The sequence below is a fragment of the Umezawaea sp. genome, assembly GCF_057122925.1.
This window is the reverse complement of the sequence record NZ_DBNGPQ010000039.1, coordinates 36,671-51,876: the sequence shown is the minus strand read 5'-3', so window position 1 is coordinate 51,876 and position 15,206 is coordinate 36,671. Positions and strand designations below refer to the sequence as shown.

The 15,206-nt window shown below is 72.4% G+C and carries 12 protein-coding genes; 7 read left to right on the top strand and 5 right to left on the bottom strand.

Annotation, left to right across the window (positions count from 1 at the left end):
* Position 1 precedes the first annotated feature (1 nt).
* From AC156L_RS05945 to AC156L_RS05930, 4 genes are all read right to left on the bottom strand, one after another.
* On the bottom strand, positions 2 to 3,961 hold the full coding sequence (locus tag AC156L_RS05945; RefSeq protein ID WP_330876258.1) for a hypothetical protein: 3,960 nt from the start codon (positions 3,959 to 3,961) through the stop codon (positions 2 to 4).
* A gap of 156 nt (positions 3,962 to 4,117) precedes the next feature.
* Complete coding sequence (locus AC156L_RS05940) at positions 4,118 to 6,970, bottom strand: ATP-binding protein (RefSeq protein ID WP_330876257.1); 2,853 nt, start codon at positions 6,968 to 6,970, stop codon at positions 4,118 to 4,120.
* 73 nt (positions 6,971 to 7,043) lie between these two features.
* A complete protein-coding gene (locus tag AC156L_RS05935; protein WP_330876256.1) occupies positions 7,044 to 7,772 on the bottom strand; it encodes an SDR family NAD(P)-dependent oxidoreductase in 729 nt (242 codons plus the stop codon).
* Position 7,773: 1 nt separating this feature from the next.
* Positions 7,774 to 8,850 carry an alkene reductase gene (locus AC156L_RS05930; protein WP_330876255.1) on the bottom strand — a complete coding sequence of 359 codons (1,077 nt, stop codon included), beginning with the start codon at positions 8,848 to 8,850 and terminating at the stop codon, positions 7,774 to 7,776.
* Positions 8,851 to 8,915: 65 nt separating this feature from the next.
* On the opposite strand from AC156L_RS05930, the gene AC156L_RS05925 reads away from it, so the two are divergent.
* The 6 genes from AC156L_RS05925 to AC156L_RS05900 all read left to right on the top strand — a co-directional run bounded on the left by AC156L_RS05925 (position 8,916) and on the right by AC156L_RS05900 (position 13,210).
* Complete coding sequence (locus AC156L_RS05925; protein ID WP_330876254.1) at positions 8,916 to 9,254, top strand: winged helix-turn-helix transcriptional regulator; 339 nt, start codon at positions 8,916 to 8,918, stop codon at positions 9,252 to 9,254.
* Between the two features lie 90 nt (positions 9,255 to 9,344).
* The gene (locus AC156L_RS05920) at positions 9,345 to 10,169 is read left to right on the top strand and encodes an SDR family NAD(P)-dependent oxidoreductase (protein WP_330876253.1); all 825 of its coding nucleotides are present in this window, start codon (positions 9,345 to 9,347) and stop codon (positions 10,167 to 10,169) included.
* Positions 10,170 to 10,254: 85 nt separating this feature from the next.
* Positions 10,255 to 10,746: a MarR family winged helix-turn-helix transcriptional regulator gene (locus AC156L_RS05915; protein ID WP_330876252.1), complete on the top strand. Its 492-nt coding sequence runs from the start codon at positions 10,255 to 10,257 to the stop codon at positions 10,744 to 10,746.
* 78 nt (positions 10,747 to 10,824) lie between these two features.
* Positions 10,825 to 11,163, top strand: a complete 339-nt coding sequence (locus AC156L_RS05910; protein WP_330876251.1) for a hypothetical protein — start codon at positions 10,825 to 10,827, stop codon at positions 11,161 to 11,163.
* A 60-nt stretch (positions 11,164 to 11,223) separates the two neighbouring features.
* On the top strand, positions 11,224 to 12,087 hold the full coding sequence (locus AC156L_RS05905; protein WP_330876250.1) for a LysR family transcriptional regulator: 864 nt from the start codon (positions 11,224 to 11,226) through the stop codon (positions 12,085 to 12,087).
* Between the two features lie 106 nt (positions 12,088 to 12,193).
* Entirely contained in the window at positions 12,194 to 13,210 is a 1,017-nt protein-coding gene (locus AC156L_RS05900) for an alpha/beta hydrolase (RefSeq protein ID WP_330876249.1), read from the top strand.
* Positions 13,211 to 13,219: 9 nt separating this feature from the next.
* Here AC156L_RS05900 and AC156L_RS05895 read toward each other — a convergent pair whose 3' ends face one another.
* Positions 13,220 to 14,377, bottom strand: a complete 1,158-nt coding sequence (locus AC156L_RS05895; protein ID WP_330876248.1) for a mandelate racemase/muconate lactonizing enzyme family protein — start codon at positions 14,375 to 14,377, stop codon at positions 13,220 to 13,222.
* 129 nt (positions 14,378 to 14,506) lie between these two features.
* Between AC156L_RS05895 and AC156L_RS05890 the strand changes: the two genes are divergently transcribed.
* Complete coding sequence (locus tag AC156L_RS05890; protein ID WP_330876247.1) at positions 14,507 to 15,193, top strand: FadR/GntR family transcriptional regulator; 687 nt, start codon at positions 14,507 to 14,509, stop codon at positions 15,191 to 15,193.
* Positions 15,194 to 15,206: the final 13 nt, after the last annotated feature.

The window sequence follows — 15,206 nt, the reverse complement described above, 5'->3', positions numbered from 1 at the left end:
GTCAGCTGTTCGGGATCAGCGGGGAGATCGGCTGGGCCACGGTGATGGAGAACGTCGCCGAGCCGCTGCCGCAGGCGTTCGTCGCGATGATCGAGTCCCTCGTCCGCGACCCGTGGTCGGCCTTCTGGCCGTTGGGCCGGAAGGTGCCGGTCTTGGGGTCGAAGCCGAGGAACGCGGGCAGGGCGTCGCCCTGGTAGGTGTAGGACAGGGGTGTGCTGGGCACCACGGCGAACGACGGGCCGAACACCTGGACGGTCGACGGGGTGGTGTCCAGCCGGAACGTCAGGTCCACCATGGTGGTGTAGTTCGGCGCCATGCCGGACATGTCCAGGGTGAACACCGATCCGTGCACGACCGGCGTGAACGGGTCCCCGGTCGGCAGGACCTGGTCGGTCACCACGAGCTTCCCGTCCAGCACGGCGAGCCAGTCGCGCGCCCGGTCGGGTGAGTGACCGCCGTTGGCGTCCGGCGGCACGGGCTGGAACCTCAGCGGTAGCGAGACCATGTCCTTCCCGTCGCTGGTCAGCGTGGCGTCCCGCCACGGTTCGCCCAACCAGACCTGGGTGATGACGTCGGGCTGCTTCGGGCGGGGCGTCGAGACCGGGACGAGCTCCTCCAGCGGGCTCCACCGCGGCCGGAACGCGACGGTGCCGTCCTCGAGCAGGCTCAGGTAGCGCACGACCGGCGGCTTGCCCTGGTCCTGCTGCACGACCGTGGCGATGGTGCTCATGCCGAAGCCGTCGGTCGTGGCCTGCCACACGCAGTCGGGCAGCGCGGTCCTCTGCTCCGGGAGGACCGAGCCGTCGCCGTGCACCCGGAGGGTTCCGTCCTTCGTCGACAGCGTGAAGCCCATCATCATCAGCGATCCCCGGTCCGGGTTCTCGAACGGGACGGCGTAGTCCAGCGCGGTCTTCGACGAGGGGACCCAGAAGCCCGCCGGTTTGGCGTAGCCGTCGACGAAGTCCTCGACCGGGTCGGGCTGCTTCTTGAACATCTCGTACAGCATCAGGCCCAGGCCCGCCAGCGCGACGAGGATCGCCAGCGGTCCGGCGAACGCCAGCGCGCTCGCCAGCGCGCCCTCGGCCATGCCCTCACCCGCGAACGCCATGAGCATCAGCGCCCCGCCGACGATGTTCAGCGCGTCGGCCCAGGTGTCGATGGTCGACTCGCCCTCGGCGAGGCGGACGACGCTCACCACCATGCCCGCGACGATGAGGACCGGGCCGAGCCTGTTGGCGAGGAACTCGTCGAGGTTCGCCCCGAACACCTTGGCCGCCCAGCCGACCTCCTCGGCGTCGGTGGTCAGCTGGGTGTCCAGCAGGCGTTCGAGGACCTCGGGGTTCTCCTTGAGGTACTCGGCCATCCCCTGGGTGTCGCCGAGCCAGCGGGCCGTGGAGTTGCCGATCTTGATCAGGCCGCTCTCCAGCCGGTCCGCCTCACCGGTCATCAGGATCCTGCTGACGGCGGCGGTGCGCTGCTTGGACGTCATCCCCTCGACGCTGAAGATCGCGTAGATCCGGATGCCCCTCTTGACCACCGCGGCCACGAGCTGCACCCCGAACTGGACGGCGTTGAGCACCAGGTCGGCGCGCTCGTCCTTGTCGAGGTCCGACCAGTTCTTGAACCCGTTGATGAGGTTGGAGACGCCGAGCATGGTGATCCCGCCGATGAGCGCGGTGCCGAACATCGATCCCATGGCGGAGAACCTGGGGTACTTCTCGGTGAACCAGTCGACCCACTTCGACGCGATGTACGGCAGCGCCAGGGTGTCGTTGATGAGAGAGGAGATCTCCTGCAACGCCTCGATGGAGTCGTGCAGGATCGTGTCGGCGTCCTTCGACTTGAGCAGGGCGTCGATCTGGGCGGCCGCCTCGGCGATCTGCCGGTCCTCGTTGGCGATGTTGTTCGCGACGAACTGCTGGAGGTACTCCTCGATGAGGTCGAAGCTCATGGCGTCGCCGAGGAATCCGAACATGCTCGGCAGGACGTTGGTGGCCAGGAACGTGTTGAGGGTGCGCACGTAGCGCTGCGCGAAGAACCCCGACGGGTCCAGCGCCGTCAGCACGGCCACGTTCTGCTGGAGGAGCCGGGAGAGGCCGGTCCCGTCGCCGGACCCGGTGCCGTACGCCATCTGCACGGCGATGTTGGCCAGGATCGCGGGGGCGGTGTTGTAGGTGTAGTACGCGAACGCCCAGTAGAGCTCGTTGGTGTCGGCGTACTGGCCCGCCTCCTGGACGTCGGCGATCATGGTCTTCTTCAGGTCCGGGACCGACGTGCTGTCGGTGATCACGTTGTCCTGGATGTCGGTGATCGCGTCGGCGACCACCGTCGTGATCGTGTCCCGGTAGGTCGCGGCGTTCGTGATCTGGTCCCGCAGGTACGACGCCGTCAGCGGGCAGTGCTCCTGCCACCGCAGGGTGAACAGGCGCTGCCCGTGCGCGGCGTAGACCTTCGACCTCGCCACCTCGGTGGTGAGCCAGGCCTGCGCGCGGGGACCGTTGAGGTTGCGGCAGTGCTCCTCCGAACCGTTCGCCAGGCCGTGCGTGAGCACGGCGGTCGCGAGCGAGCGGTACCAGCCGACCGGGTCGTCGACACCGGCCACCGGGCTGTTGGCGATCTCGGCGAGGTCACCGGTGAGCGTGGTCTGGTTCGTGTCCGGGAAGACCAGCTTCCACAGGTCGGTGGGGATGAAGGAGTTCATGATGTCGCTGAGGTCCTGCGTCACGGCGCCCTGGACCTGGTCGCGCAGGACGCCCTTGTCGTCCTTCGCGAACGGGGTCATCGCGAGCAGGGAGTACATGTCCAGAGCGGGGTCCGCGATGGCCTTCGCGTGTGCGAGCGACAACCGGTGCGCCGCCCGGTGCAGGTCGCGGTGCTGGGTGATCGCGGTCAGCGCCGTCGCGGCGTCGAGCCGGACGGCCCGCACGGTGCCGTCCTCGGTCGTGGCGGTCGACCCGAGGTCCGCGAACACCAGGCTCCCGCTCGCGGGCAGCCCCGTGCGCTCGCGCAGCGCGGGGGAGAGGTCGGCCCACGTCAACCGGTCGCCGACCAGGACCGCGTCGGGCACGGGCGCGCCGCCCACGACCAGCCGTCCGTCGAAGACGCCGAACGGCGCGGTCCGGGTGGACGTGCGGTAGTAGCCCGCGACGGCGGCGTTCGGCCGCAGGCCCCGGAACCCGACGAGCGTGCCGTCGGGGGCGTTCTCGTCGACGACCAGGACGCCGTCGATGCCCAGCGCGGCGGTGTCCTCCGCGGCCTGGAGCCACCACGGGTAGACGCTGGCCGGTCCGGGTTTCCCCCGGTCGGGCTGCGGCGGGATGAGAGACCGGAACGTCAGGTCCCACGCCTGCTCGTCGCCGCGCTCCCCGAGTTGCAGGGTCGCGCTGAAGGCGCCGGAGCCGGGGTCCCACGGCCCGCCCCTGGCACCGGTGTCGTTGAACTCGAAGGTGAACGTGGGCGGCTGGAGCGGACCGCCGGGGGTCACGGTGTAGGTGAGCAGCAGGCGCTTCGGCACCCAGGTCGCACCGGTCCACTCGGTCGACGCCGGGTCCCAGGCCAGACCCACGATCTGGTTGCCCGCGGACACGTAGCCGGCGCCGCAGTCCAGCGCGACGTCGCACAGGAACTGCGCCCGCGCACCCGCCGCGACCGAGCAGAGGTCGTGGGCCGGGCCGACGGTGCCGTGCGCGCCCCGGCCGTCGTGGGCGAGCAGCAGCGTGCCGCCGCCGTAGGCGCCCCTCCAGGTCAGCACCCGGTCGTGCTCGTCGTAGGTCCACGCGTCGCGCGGGATCGGGACCTGGTCGAGGAAGAGGTGGCCCTCGTCGGCGAGCACGACGGTGACGCGGCCGGGGATGTCCCGGTCGGAGTTGCCGGACGTGCCCATGCGGTGGAGGAGGAGGTCGTGGTGACCGGTGTCCCCGGTGACCCGCCGTCGGGTCGCCGGGTTCGTGCGGATCGGCATCTGGGTGCCCCCTGCTGGTGGAGTTCTCGACGGCCGGTGGTGTGGTCTCACCGGCGTCCCTGACCCCGCTGACGCTAGGAGCGGGCGGTACCCGCGCTCGTCCGGGAAACCCCTACAGGAACCCCTCGTCTTGGCCGCTCAGCCCGTGCGGGGGGCTCAGGGGGTCGCGGTCAGGCGGGTGACGAGCTGGGTGCGGGAGCGGACGCCGAGCTTGCGGAACGTGCGGCTCAGGTGGGCCTCGATGGTCTTCTCGCTGACGAAGAGGCGCTCGGCGATCTCGCGGTTGGTCAGCGCGTCGGCCGCGAGCTTGGCGACGCGCTGCTCGGACGGGGTGAGGGCGTGCAGGCCGGTGAGGCGCAGCCGGGGCGCACGACCACCGCTCGCCGCCAGCCCGGCGCGGAGCCGTTCGGCCAGCTCGACCGCGTGGCACTCCGCCGCCAGTTCGGCCGCCCGCCGGACCGTCGTCCTGGCCGCTTCCCGGTCGCCGTCGCGCTGCCGCACCGCGCCGAGGTCCGCCAGGACGTGGACGAGTTCGAGCCTGCCCGGTCCGCCGCGCAGCAGGTCGGCGGCTTCCACCAGGTGCCCGTGCTGGTCGGCCGGGGCCGCGGACCCGGCCGCGGCGCGCAGCGCGACCGCGATGTGCCGCGGCACGGCGAAGTCGCGCGCCAGCCGCAGCTGCTCGTGCGCGAGGGAGGCCGCTTCCCCGTGGTTCCCGGCGAGGCGGTGGGCGTGCGCGGCCAGCAGTCGCCAGGGCACGTCCCAGACGCCGCCCACGCCCCAGCCCCGCAACGACCGTCCACACGCGACGGCGTCCGCGAGCGCGGCGACGTGGTCGCCCTGGGCGAGCCGCAGGCGGGTACGCGCTTCGAGCAGCCACAGGTGCGTCGACGACCTCGGCAGCCGGTCGCCCGACAGCTCGCCGTCGGCCAGCACGGCCTCGGCCTCGTCGAGGCGGCCCCGTTCGACGAGCAGGTGGACCGCCGTGGAGTCGAGCAGGGGGAGGCCGACGTTCGGCCGGGGGGCCGCCGCCGTGCCGAGTTCGACGTGCTCGGCCGCCAGTCGCAGGTCGCCGCGCAGCAGGGCGATCCGCGCCAGGTAACCGCGGATGACGCCCATCGGGAACAGCAGGCCGCGGTCGACGGCGGTGTCGAGCGCCCGCTGCGTCCGCCGCTCCACCTCGTCGAGCCGGTCGGTGACGATCAGGGTGTGCACGGCGGACCACAGCCCGGACCGCTCCGGGGTGAGCGCGTCGCCCGCGAGCGCCGACCGCGCGAGCCGGACCGCCTCCTCGGCCGGGCGCCCGGCGAAGACCGCCTCCACCGACCGCTGCGAGTCCAGGACCGCGTCCGGGCGGTCCGGCCTGGCGTCGAAGGACTCCAGGTGCCGCAGGAGGACCTCGCGCCCCGCGAGGTCGGACCGCGCCACGCCGATCAGCTCGGCCTCCACCTCCGGTTCCAGCGCGGGGTCGTCCACACCCGCCAGGTCGTCCAACGCCCGGCGGAGCAGGGGGATGGCCTGCCGGGGATCGCCGCAGGCGTTGTGGAACCGGGCCAGGCTGTACGCGCAGAGCGCCCGCTGCCTCCCCGCGTCCGCCAGGGAGAGCGCTTCCCGCAGGTGGGTCCCGGCGGCGTCGACGGCGAGGTGGTGCGCCTCGCAGTTGCCCAGCTGCCTGCTGATCTCGGCACGCAGCGCGGGAGGCGGAGGTTCGGCCCTGGCGCGGACCAGGAACACCGCCGCGTTCTCCGGAGCGCCGTGCTGGAACGCCTGCCTGGCCGCGGCGGCCAGCGTCCCGATCCGGTCCGGCTCGCCCGCGGGGACGGTGCGCAGCAGGTGCGAGGCGGCCGTGGTCACCGACCCGCCCGCCCGCAGCAGCACGGTCGCGGCCCGCTCGTGCTCGGCCGAGAGGTCCGCCGCGGGGATCAGCGACAGCGCCACGTCCCGCACGACGGCGTGGACGAACGCCGGGGGATCGGCCTGCTCGAAGATCCCCTGCCGGGTCAGCCGCTGCGCCGCCGCCGCGGTCTCCCCCCACGTGAGGTGCGCCTGCGCCGCGACCACCGCGAGGTCCACGTCGTTGCCGAGCACCGCGACGGCCCGCGCCACCGATGTGACCTGCGGCGTCTGGCGGCGCAGCCGGGCGGCGACGTACCAGTGGACGGCACCCGGCCCCGCCTCCGCGACGGTGGCGGCGTGCTCGGCGTCCGGCGTGACCCCGTCGGCCACCAGCACCCGCAGCAGCTCGCGGACGAACAGCGGGTTGCCGCCGGTGATGGCGTGGCAGGCGGCGCAGAACTCGTCCTGCGCGCCGGGACCGAGTTCGCGGCGCACCAGGTGGGCGACGCCGCGAGCGCTGAGGTCCCTGGGGCGCAACAGGGTCAGGTCGTCGGCGGCCAGCAGGTCGTCGACCAGCTCGTCATCGCCGTGCTCGGCGGACCTGATCGTCACGGTCACGAGCACCCCCACCGAGTCGAGCCGCCGCGCGAGGAAACCCAGGAACCGCAGGGAGGGCTGGTCGGCCCACTGCGCGTCGTCCACCAGCACGACCAGCGGAGCCCGCTCGGCGAGGTTGACCAGCAGCCAGTACAGGCCGTTCAGCAGCGGGAACGGCGACCCCGGAACGGCCTGGCCGCCGTCAGCGCCGAACAGCCCCTCGGTGGCGCCGGCCGCGCCGCGGAAGACCTGCCGCCGCTCGGCCCCGTCGTGCGGCAGCACGGGTTCGACCAGTTGCCGCACCACGCCGAACGCGAACTCCCGCTCCAGCTCGGCACCGCGGGCCGACAGCACGACGCACCCCTGCTCCGCCGCGAGCCCGCGCAGGTGGCGCAGCAGCGCGGTCTTGCCGAGACCCGCCCCCGCGTCCAGCACCGCCAGGCCACCGTGCCCCGCCCTGACCCGCAGCACCAGCCGGTGCAGAGCCCGCAGCTCGGCGTCCCGCTCCACGAGCTCCGCCACCAGAAGCCTGCACTCCCGCTCGTCCGGCCGGTCGACGTGGTGGACTTCGTGAGCCACCAACGTTTTTCCAGTCTACCGAGGTGGCGCAGGCCGGCCACCCCCGGTACCGGGGGCGGCCCTCCGCCGTGCGCTAGACCTGGTTGCGCCCCCCGTCGACGAACAGGTCCGACCCGGTGACGTAGCTGGCGTCGTCGGAGGCGAGGAACAGCACCGCCCCGGCGACCTCCTCTGGCCGTCCCACCCGCGCCAGCGGGATGCCCGCCGAGCCCACCCGCTGGTACTCGCGGGCCTCCGGGTCGCTGGAGGTGTCGATGTAGCCGGGGCTCACCGCGTTCACCCGCACGCCCCGCCCGCCCAGTTCGACGGCGAGGGTGCGGGCCAGCGCACGGGCGCCCGCCTTCGCCGCGGAGTACACGCCGAGGCCCGGCAGGCCCGCGGTGGCGCCGATGGAGGACATCAGCACCACGGAGGCGTGCTCGTTGAGCACCGGGGCCAGCGTCTGCACGGTGAGGTAGGGCGCGCTCAGGTTCTGCGCCAGCACCTCGTCCACGGTTTCCGGGGTGACCTGGCCGAACGGGGTGAACGCGCCGCCGCCCGCGTTGGTGAAGAGCACGTCGAGCCCCCTGCCCCCGGCACGCACCACCGCCAGCAGCTCGGTCAGGTGGTCCGGGTCGCTCGCGTCGCCGCACACCCCGGTGGCCGCCGAGCCGAGTTCCGCCACGACCTCGGCCAGCAGGCCGGGGCGGCGGCCGGTGAGCACCACGTGCGCGCCCTCGGCGACGAAGCGGCGGGCGGTGGCCAGTCCGATGCCCGCGGTGCCACCGGTGATCACCGCGGTGCGGTTCGTCAGCTTGCCCACGTCAGGCCGCCAGCGGGGGGTAGTCGAGGTAGCCCGCGTCGGTGCCGCCGTAGAAGGTCGAGCCGTCCGGGTCGTTGTACGGGCCGCGCCGCGCGATGCGCTCGGCCAGGTCGGGGTTGGCCAGCCACGGCGCGCCCAGCGCCACCACGTCCGCGCCCGCGGCGAGCGCGTCGGCGACCCGGTCGTGCGGGGCCTCCGGCTCGGCGACCCGGTGGGGGTTGAGCACCAGCACCCCCGGCCAGGACTTGCGCAGCACCGCGGTCAGGTCGCGGTGGCCAGGGGTTTCCGAGATGTCCAGGAACGCCAGGCCGTCGTCCGCCAGCTCGCCCAGCAGGGCCTCGTAGAGCTCCTCGCTGTCGCCCTCGTCGATGCCCTGGATCGTGCTGGCGGGCGAGATCCGCAGCGAGGTCCGGTTCGCGCCCGCCGCACCGGCCATCGCCCGGACGGCCTCGACGACGAAGCGGATGCGGTTCTCCGTGCTGCCGCCCCACTCGTCGGTGCGCAGGTTCGAGTTCCGGCAGAGGAACTGCTGCGGCAGGTAGCCGTTGGCCGCGTGCAGCTGCACGCCGTCGAAGCCCGCCGAGATCGCCAGCGCCGAGGCCGCCGCGAACTCCCGCAGCGTGTCGCGGATGTCCTCGACGGTCATGGCCACGGGTACCTCGTGGTCCCTCATCCCGTCGGGGGTGAAGGTCTGGCCGGGCGCGGCCACCGCCGAGGGCGCGTGCCCCGCCAGCCCGCCCCGCATGGTCGGGTGCCCGGTGCGGCCGCCGTGGAAGAGCTGGAGGTGGATGGTGCTGCCCGCCTCGTGCACGGCGTCGGTGACCTGCCGCCAGCTCTCGGCCTGCTCGGGTGTGCCGATGCCCGGCGTGGTCGGGTAGGACTTGCCGCGCGGGCTGATCTGGGTGGCCTCGGTGACGATCAGGCCCGCGCCCGCGCGCTGCCGGTAGTACTCGGCGATCGAGGGGGTGGCCAGGCCCTGCTCGGTGGCCCGGCTGCGGGTCATCGGGGCCATGGACAGGCGGTTGCGGATGGTGGTGGTGCCGACGTGGAGCGGCAGGAAAGCGTTGGTCTCACACATGGTTCTCAGCTTCGGGCGGTGCGCCTCCCTTGCCAATCGGCCGGTAACCTACTTACTTTGGAGAAGTGACTAGTTCTGCTGAAGTACAGACGCACCTGATCGACTCGGCGGGCTGCGAGGCGGCGGGCGGGATCATGGCCTTCGTCTCCAGGCGCTGGACCTCGGCGATCCTGCTGGCCGGGGCCAGGGGCGCGCGTCGGTTCGGGGAGTACCGCCGCCTGGTCGACGGCATCTCCGACCGCATGCTGTCGGCGCGGTTGACCGAGCTCGAACAGCACGGTCTGGTGCACCGCGAGGTGATTCCGAGCACGCCCGTGCAGGTGCTCTACCACCTCACCGACCGGGGTCGGAGCCTGATCGGCGCGGTGGACGTGATCACCCGGTTGGCCCACGCGCCGCGCTGAGCGCCCGCCGTCGTCCGGTTGGGGTTCCGGCATCCCGTGCTAGCGTGCGATGGGTGCTGAAATTTCAACTACATGCGGAGGTGTTCGTCGATGGACCGTGTGGCGGGCAAGGTGGCCATCGTCACCGGCGCGGCCGGTGGGCTGGGGTTCGCCGGGGTGCGGGCGATGGCGGCCGAGGGCGCGCGCGTCGTGATGATGGACCTGTCCCCGGCCGTTCGCGACCGGGCGGAGGAACTGGCGGGGAGCGGCCTCGACGTCACGTCCTACGTCGGTGACGTCTCCGTCGAGAGCGACGTGGCGGGCGTCGTGGCGCTCGCCGAGGAGGCCTACGGACGGCTCGACGTGCTGTGGAACAACGCCGGACTGGTGAGCAGCGGGTGGATCGAGCAGGACACCGACGTCGTCGGGGTCAGCCGCGACTTCCTGCTGCGGACCCTGGAGGTCAACACGGTCAGCGTCTTCCTCGGCAGCAAGCACGCCGTCCCCCTCATGGCCGAGTCCGGTGGGGGATCGATCATCAACACCTCGTCGATCCAGGCCGCGGGCGGGGACCTGGCCCTGGTCGCCTACGGCACGAGCAAGGCGGCGGTCGAGTACCTGACGAGGTCGGTGGCCACCTCGTTCGGGCACCTCGGCATCCGCAGCAACGCGGTGGTCCCCGGACTGATCCCGCCACCCGCCGTGGAGCGGGAGGGTGGTGCGGCGCACCAGCTCGAAGCCGCCGCACCGCTGCGGATGGTGCTGGACTCCCAGATGCTCGACACCGTCGGCGAACAGGCCGACGTCGCCAACACCGTGGTGTTCCTCGCGTCGGACGAGTCGAAGTTCATCACCGGTCAGCTGATCCACGTCGACGGCGGGCTGACCGGGCACCTGCCGACGCTGTCGGATCGCCGCAAGCGGCCCGCGGCCTGAGCGCGGCTCCGGCGGTGTGGTTGAAAATTCAGCGCGACCGGTAGGATCGCGCCGGGGACCGAGGATCCAGTCGCGGAGGACAACCATGCCGAAGACCCGGTGGCTGGACGACGAGGAGCAGGTGACCTGGCGCAGGTTCCTCATGGCCAGCAAGCTCTTGATGGACCGGGTCGAGCGCGACCTGAAGCGGGAGTCCGGGCTCTCCTTCGCCTACTACGACGTGCTGGCGAGGCTGTCCGAAGCGCCCGGCCGGTCGATGCGGATGGCGGACCTCGCCGCCGCGTGCGTGTTCGACCGCAGCAGGCTGAGCCACACGATCGACCGCCTGGCCAGGGACGGCTGGGTCCGCCGCGAGGAGGCGGGCACCGATGCCAGGGGGCAGTGCGCCGTCCTCACCGCCGAGGGCGTCAAGGAGGTGAGGCGTGCCGCGCGCAGGCACGCCGAGCAGGTTCGCGAGCTGGTCTTCGACCGCCTCAGCCGCGAGCAGCAGCAGGCGTTGAGCGAGATCAGCGCGGTGCTGGCGACCGGAATGGCCGACGGGGCGACCCTCGCCAGGATGGGATGGCCGGACGGGTGACCCCCGCGAACCCGGCACCGCGCTCCTCGTACCCGGCGGACCAGGGGGTCCGCCGCCACCACCACCCGGAGGTATGACATGAAGAAGCACGTCCTCGCCGCGTTCGCCGCGGTGGCCCTGGCCGTGACCGGCGCGCCGTCCGCCGCACAGGCCTCCACGTCCGGCGGCACGGCCTGTTCGCCCGGTGTCGCCTGCTTCTACGACTCGGTCTGGGCGAACACCACGCCCGCGAGGTACGCCGACCCCGGCGCGGGCTGCACGGCGCTCCCGTTCGTCGCCAAGGCGCTCATCAACGTCACGGAGCGCGGGCTCGCCCTCTACGGCGACACCGGCTGCACCCGGCTCCTCCTCGTGGAGCCCGCCAACAACTTCCACAGCTACCCGAGCCACGAGGTGCTGGCCTTCCGCGCTCTGTGACCGACCGCCGGGCGGCTCGCCGTGATACTCGGGAGGTATCACGGCGAGGTACGCTCCGGCATGGACACCGTGGAGACCCGCGAACTGCGCTACTTCGTCGCCGTGGCCGACGAGCTGCACTTCGGCCGGGCCGCCGAGCGGCTCGGCATCGCCCAACCCCCGCTGTCACGGGCGATCCAGCGGCTTGAGCACCGCCTCGGCGTCACCCTGCTGGAACGCGACCGGCGCGGCGTCTCGTTGACCGGCGCCGGGGAGGTCCTGCTGGAGGAGGGCCGGGCGGCTCTCGACGCGACCGCCGCCGCCGTCCGCCGCACCCGCCGCGCCGGGGGCGTGGGCAGGTCGGGTGACGGCCGGGACCGCCTGGTGCTGGCGGTGAAGGCGGGCGCGTTCCACGAGCTGCTCGACAAGCTCCTCGACGCCTACGCGCACGAACCCGGCGCCGCCGAGGTCGAGATCCTGCCCAGCGGCACGTGCGAGCAGGAGGCGATGCTGCGCGACGGTCGCGCGGACGTGGCGCTCATGCACTCGCCGTTCAACTCCCTCGCCGGGTTCGACAGCGTCGAGCTGATGACGGAGGAGCAGGTGGCCATCGTGCCCGCGAGGCACCCCCTGGCCGCGCGCACGACGTTGTCCATGGCGGACATCGCCGACGTCCCCGGTCTTCCGCTCGCCCGCTGGTCCAGCGACGGCGTCTACCCGCCCGGCCCCGGCCCCGAGGTCCACGACCAGACGCAGCTGGCCCAGCTGATCGCCCTCGGCCGCACCATGACGGTCTTCCCCGAGTCGGCCCGCACGTGGCTGTGGGACGAGCACGCCGCCGTCCCCCTGGTCGACGCCCCCCTGGTGACCACCCACATCGCCTGGCCCGCGCACAGCCGGTCCCGCGTCCTGGCCGGGCTGGTCCGGACGGCCTCGCTGCTGTGATACCGGGTGGGTACCACAGCGGATCGAAGCGGTCTTGGACGGGACCGCCCGCCCGGACGCATCCTCGGCTCGTCACCCGAGCAGCACCACGCTGGAGGAGCGAGCAGTGAGGAAAACCGGATTCCGCCGGTGGACGGCCGCCGTCACGATCGGCGTCGCCGTGGTCGGAGCGGTCACCACCGTGCCGAGCGGCGCGTCCGCCGAGCGGCACGCCCGGTACCGCGGTGACCTCGACCTGCGGGTCGAGGTCGGGGTCGACGGCGTCGGGTGGGCCACGGTCCACGCCGAGCGGTACGCCCCGACCGGGCGTGTGCGCGGAGTGCAGATCATGGTGCCCGGCACCACCTACGACCACCACTACTTCGACCTGGACGGGGGTGGTGTCGCCTCGCAGGCGCGGCAGGCCGCTCGGGAGGGGTGGCTGGTGATCGCGCTCGACCGGGTCGGCACCGGCGCGTCGTCGAAGCCGCGGGCAGCCGCCGTGACGACCGCCGTGCAGGTGGCGTCGATCCGCCACGTCGTCGACGAGGTCGACGGCATGTACCAGGGGCTGCCGATCGTCCTGGTGGGGCACTCGTACGGCAGCGTGGTCGCCGCGGGTGTGGCCGCCGCGTCGGACGAGGTGGACGCCCTGGTGGTCACCGGGTTCCTGTACCGCCGGACCGCGCCGTCGTTCGAGGGGTTCCCCGAACTCGTGCCCGCGGCCACCGATCCCGTTCTCGGCGGGAAGGGGCTGCCCGCGGACTACCTGACCACGGCGCCGGGCTCCCGGACGTTCTTCTACCACCTGCCGAGCACGAACCCGGCGACGCCGACCGCCGACGAGCGGACGAAGACGACCACGACCGCGGCGGAGGTGCCGGGCTTCGGGCAGGAGTTCGCGAGCCGGGCCTTCGCGAAGGAGGTCCGCGTGCCGGTCCTCGTCGTCGTCGGGGACCGCGACCACCTCTACCGGGGCAACGACCCGGCGGCCTTCGAACCCGACCAGCGGAGCGCGTTCAGCGCCGCGGCCGACGTCCGGGTCGCGGTGATCCCGAACGCCGGGCACGACCTCGCGCTGCACCGCGACGCGCCGTCCACCACGGCGCTCATCGACAGGTGGGCGTCCTCGGCGGTCGCGTAGCCGCGGCGGCTACTCGAACACCCCGTAGCCCGCGACGGCGTGCGCCCGCACGCCGTCCATGTCGAGTTCCACACCGATGCCGGGGGTGTCGGGAAGCGTGATGTAGCCGTCCTTGACGATCGAGCCGCTCCCGTCTGGCGCGTGCACGTAGCTGTCCCACACCGCGCGCTCCTCCAGGGCGTGCCACTCCTGGACGAAGAAGTTGGGGATCGCCGCGCACTGGTGCGACGTGGCCATCGTGCCGAGCGGTGTGGACACCAGGTGCGGTGCGAAGGGGATGTAGTGGAGTTCCGCGAGGTTGGCGATCTTCTTGGCCTCGGCGAGGCCCCCGCACTTGGGCACGTCCGGCTCGATGACGTCCACCGCGCCGCGTTCGAGCAGCTCGCGGAATCCCCAGCGCAGGTACAGGTTCTCGCCCGCGCAGATCGGCGTGCGGGTCTGCGCGCGCACCCGCACCAGCGCGTCGACGTTCTCCGCCGGTACCGGTTCCTCCAGCCACATGAGGTTGAACGGCTCCAGCTCCCAGGAGATCCGGCACGCGCTCGGCACGTCGTAGCGGGCGTGCAGGTCGATGGCCAGGTCGACGTCCGGCCCGATGGCCTCCCGGACGGCCGCCACGCGTTCGACCATCGAGCGCAGCTCGGCGTTGTTGACCGTGTGGTTGAAGGCGTCGAACTTGGCCGGGTGGTGCAGGTTGTCGATGTCGAACTTGATGGCGGTGAAGCCCTCGGCGACCATCCGCTGGGCCCGGTCCACGCACCCGGCGATCGAGCCCGCCGGGTCGTCGCCGTCGCCGCAGTCGGCGTAGAGGCGGATCCGGTCGCGGAACTTCCCGCCGAGCAACCGGTAGACCGGTTGGCCCGCGGCCTTGCCCGCGAGGTCCCACAGCGCGAGCTCGATCCCGGACAGGGCGATCACGAAGACTCCGCCCTGTGGGCCCGCGAAGACCTTGTTGCGCCGCAACTTCTCCCAGCACCGCTCGACGTTGCGCGGGTCCTCGCCGATCAGCAGGGGCGTCAGGTACTCGATCATCCCGACGACGGCGCCCGCGCCCGCGTCGGGATTGGCCTCGCCGAACCCGCTGAGGCCCTCGTCGGTGTCGATCCGCACCAGGGTGGCCTCACCGTGGTAGGCCACCACCGCCGTCGTGACGTTCACGATCCGCATTGCTCTCCCGCCGCCGGGTTGCGCACGTTCACGGACTGTTCTCAGACCTAGCTTGTCCTATAAGCTGATGACATGCAAAGGAGACAAGAGTCTCCGGACGCTGTCAAGGTCCGGACCCTCCCGGTGCAGGTGGCCGCACACCTGACCCGGCGCATCGTCAGCGGTGAGTTCGAGAGCGGTCTGGCCCCGTCGGAACTCGACATCTCCCAGGAGTTCGGGGTGTCCCGCGTTGTGGCGCGGGAGACCCTCAAGATCCTCGCCTCGCTCGACATCGTCGACGTCGCGCAGGGCCGCCGCGTCGTCGTGCGCCCCCGCGCGGAGTGGGACTACCTGAGCCCGCTGCTGGTCGAGTGGCTGCCGGAGGAGATCGTCACCGAGCTCCTCCGGGAACTGGACCAGATGCGCGTCCTGCTCGAACCCGAACTCGCCGCGATGGCCGCGGTCAGCATCACCGACGAGGTGCTCGCCCGGCTCGGCGACGAGATCGACCGCATGTCGGCGCTCGAAGCGGATCCCGACGCCTACCTCGAGGTCGACCACGAGTTCCACATGGAGATCTGCCGGGCGGCGGACAACCGCATACTCGACCGGATCATGTACTCCGCCCGCTGGCTCGGCTCGGCCAGCAGGCGCATCACCAACGAGGCGCCCGCCGCGCTGCGCAAGGCCACCCACGACCACACGGAGATCTACGAGGCGCTCGTGGCGCGCGACCCGGAAGGTGCTCGCGCCGCGATGCGCAAGCACCTGGCCAACAACTCCACGCTCCTCGCGGAGAAGGAGCGGAAGACCAAGCGGGCCGCCCGGCGGCGCTAGCGCACCGCACGAC

Coding starts and splice junctions, on each gene's coding strand:
- AC156L_RS05945 (WP_330876258.1), bottom strand. CDS start 3,961: ATGCCGATCCGCACGAACCCGGCGACCCGACGGCGGGTCACCGGGGAC.
- AC156L_RS05930 (WP_330876255.1), bottom strand. CDS start 8,850: ATGTGTGAGACCAACGCTTTCCTGCCGCTCCACGTCGGCACCACCACC.
- AC156L_RS05920 (WP_330876253.1), top strand. CDS start 9,345: ATGGACCGTGTGGCGGGCAAGGTGGCCATCGTCACCGGCGCGGCCGGT.
- AC156L_RS05915 (WP_330876252.1), top strand. CDS start 10,255: ATGCCGAAGACCCGGTGGCTGGACGACGAGGAGCAGGTGACCTGGCGC.
- AC156L_RS05910 (WP_330876251.1), top strand. CDS start 10,825: ATGAAGAAGCACGTCCTCGCCGCGTTCGCCGCGGTGGCCCTGGCCGTG.
- AC156L_RS05905 (WP_330876250.1), top strand. CDS start 11,224: ATGGACACCGTGGAGACCCGCGAACTGCGCTACTTCGTCGCCGTGGCC.
- AC156L_RS05895 (WP_330876248.1), bottom strand. CDS start 14,377: ATGCGGATCGTGAACGTCACGACGGCGGTGGTGGCCTACCACGGTGAG.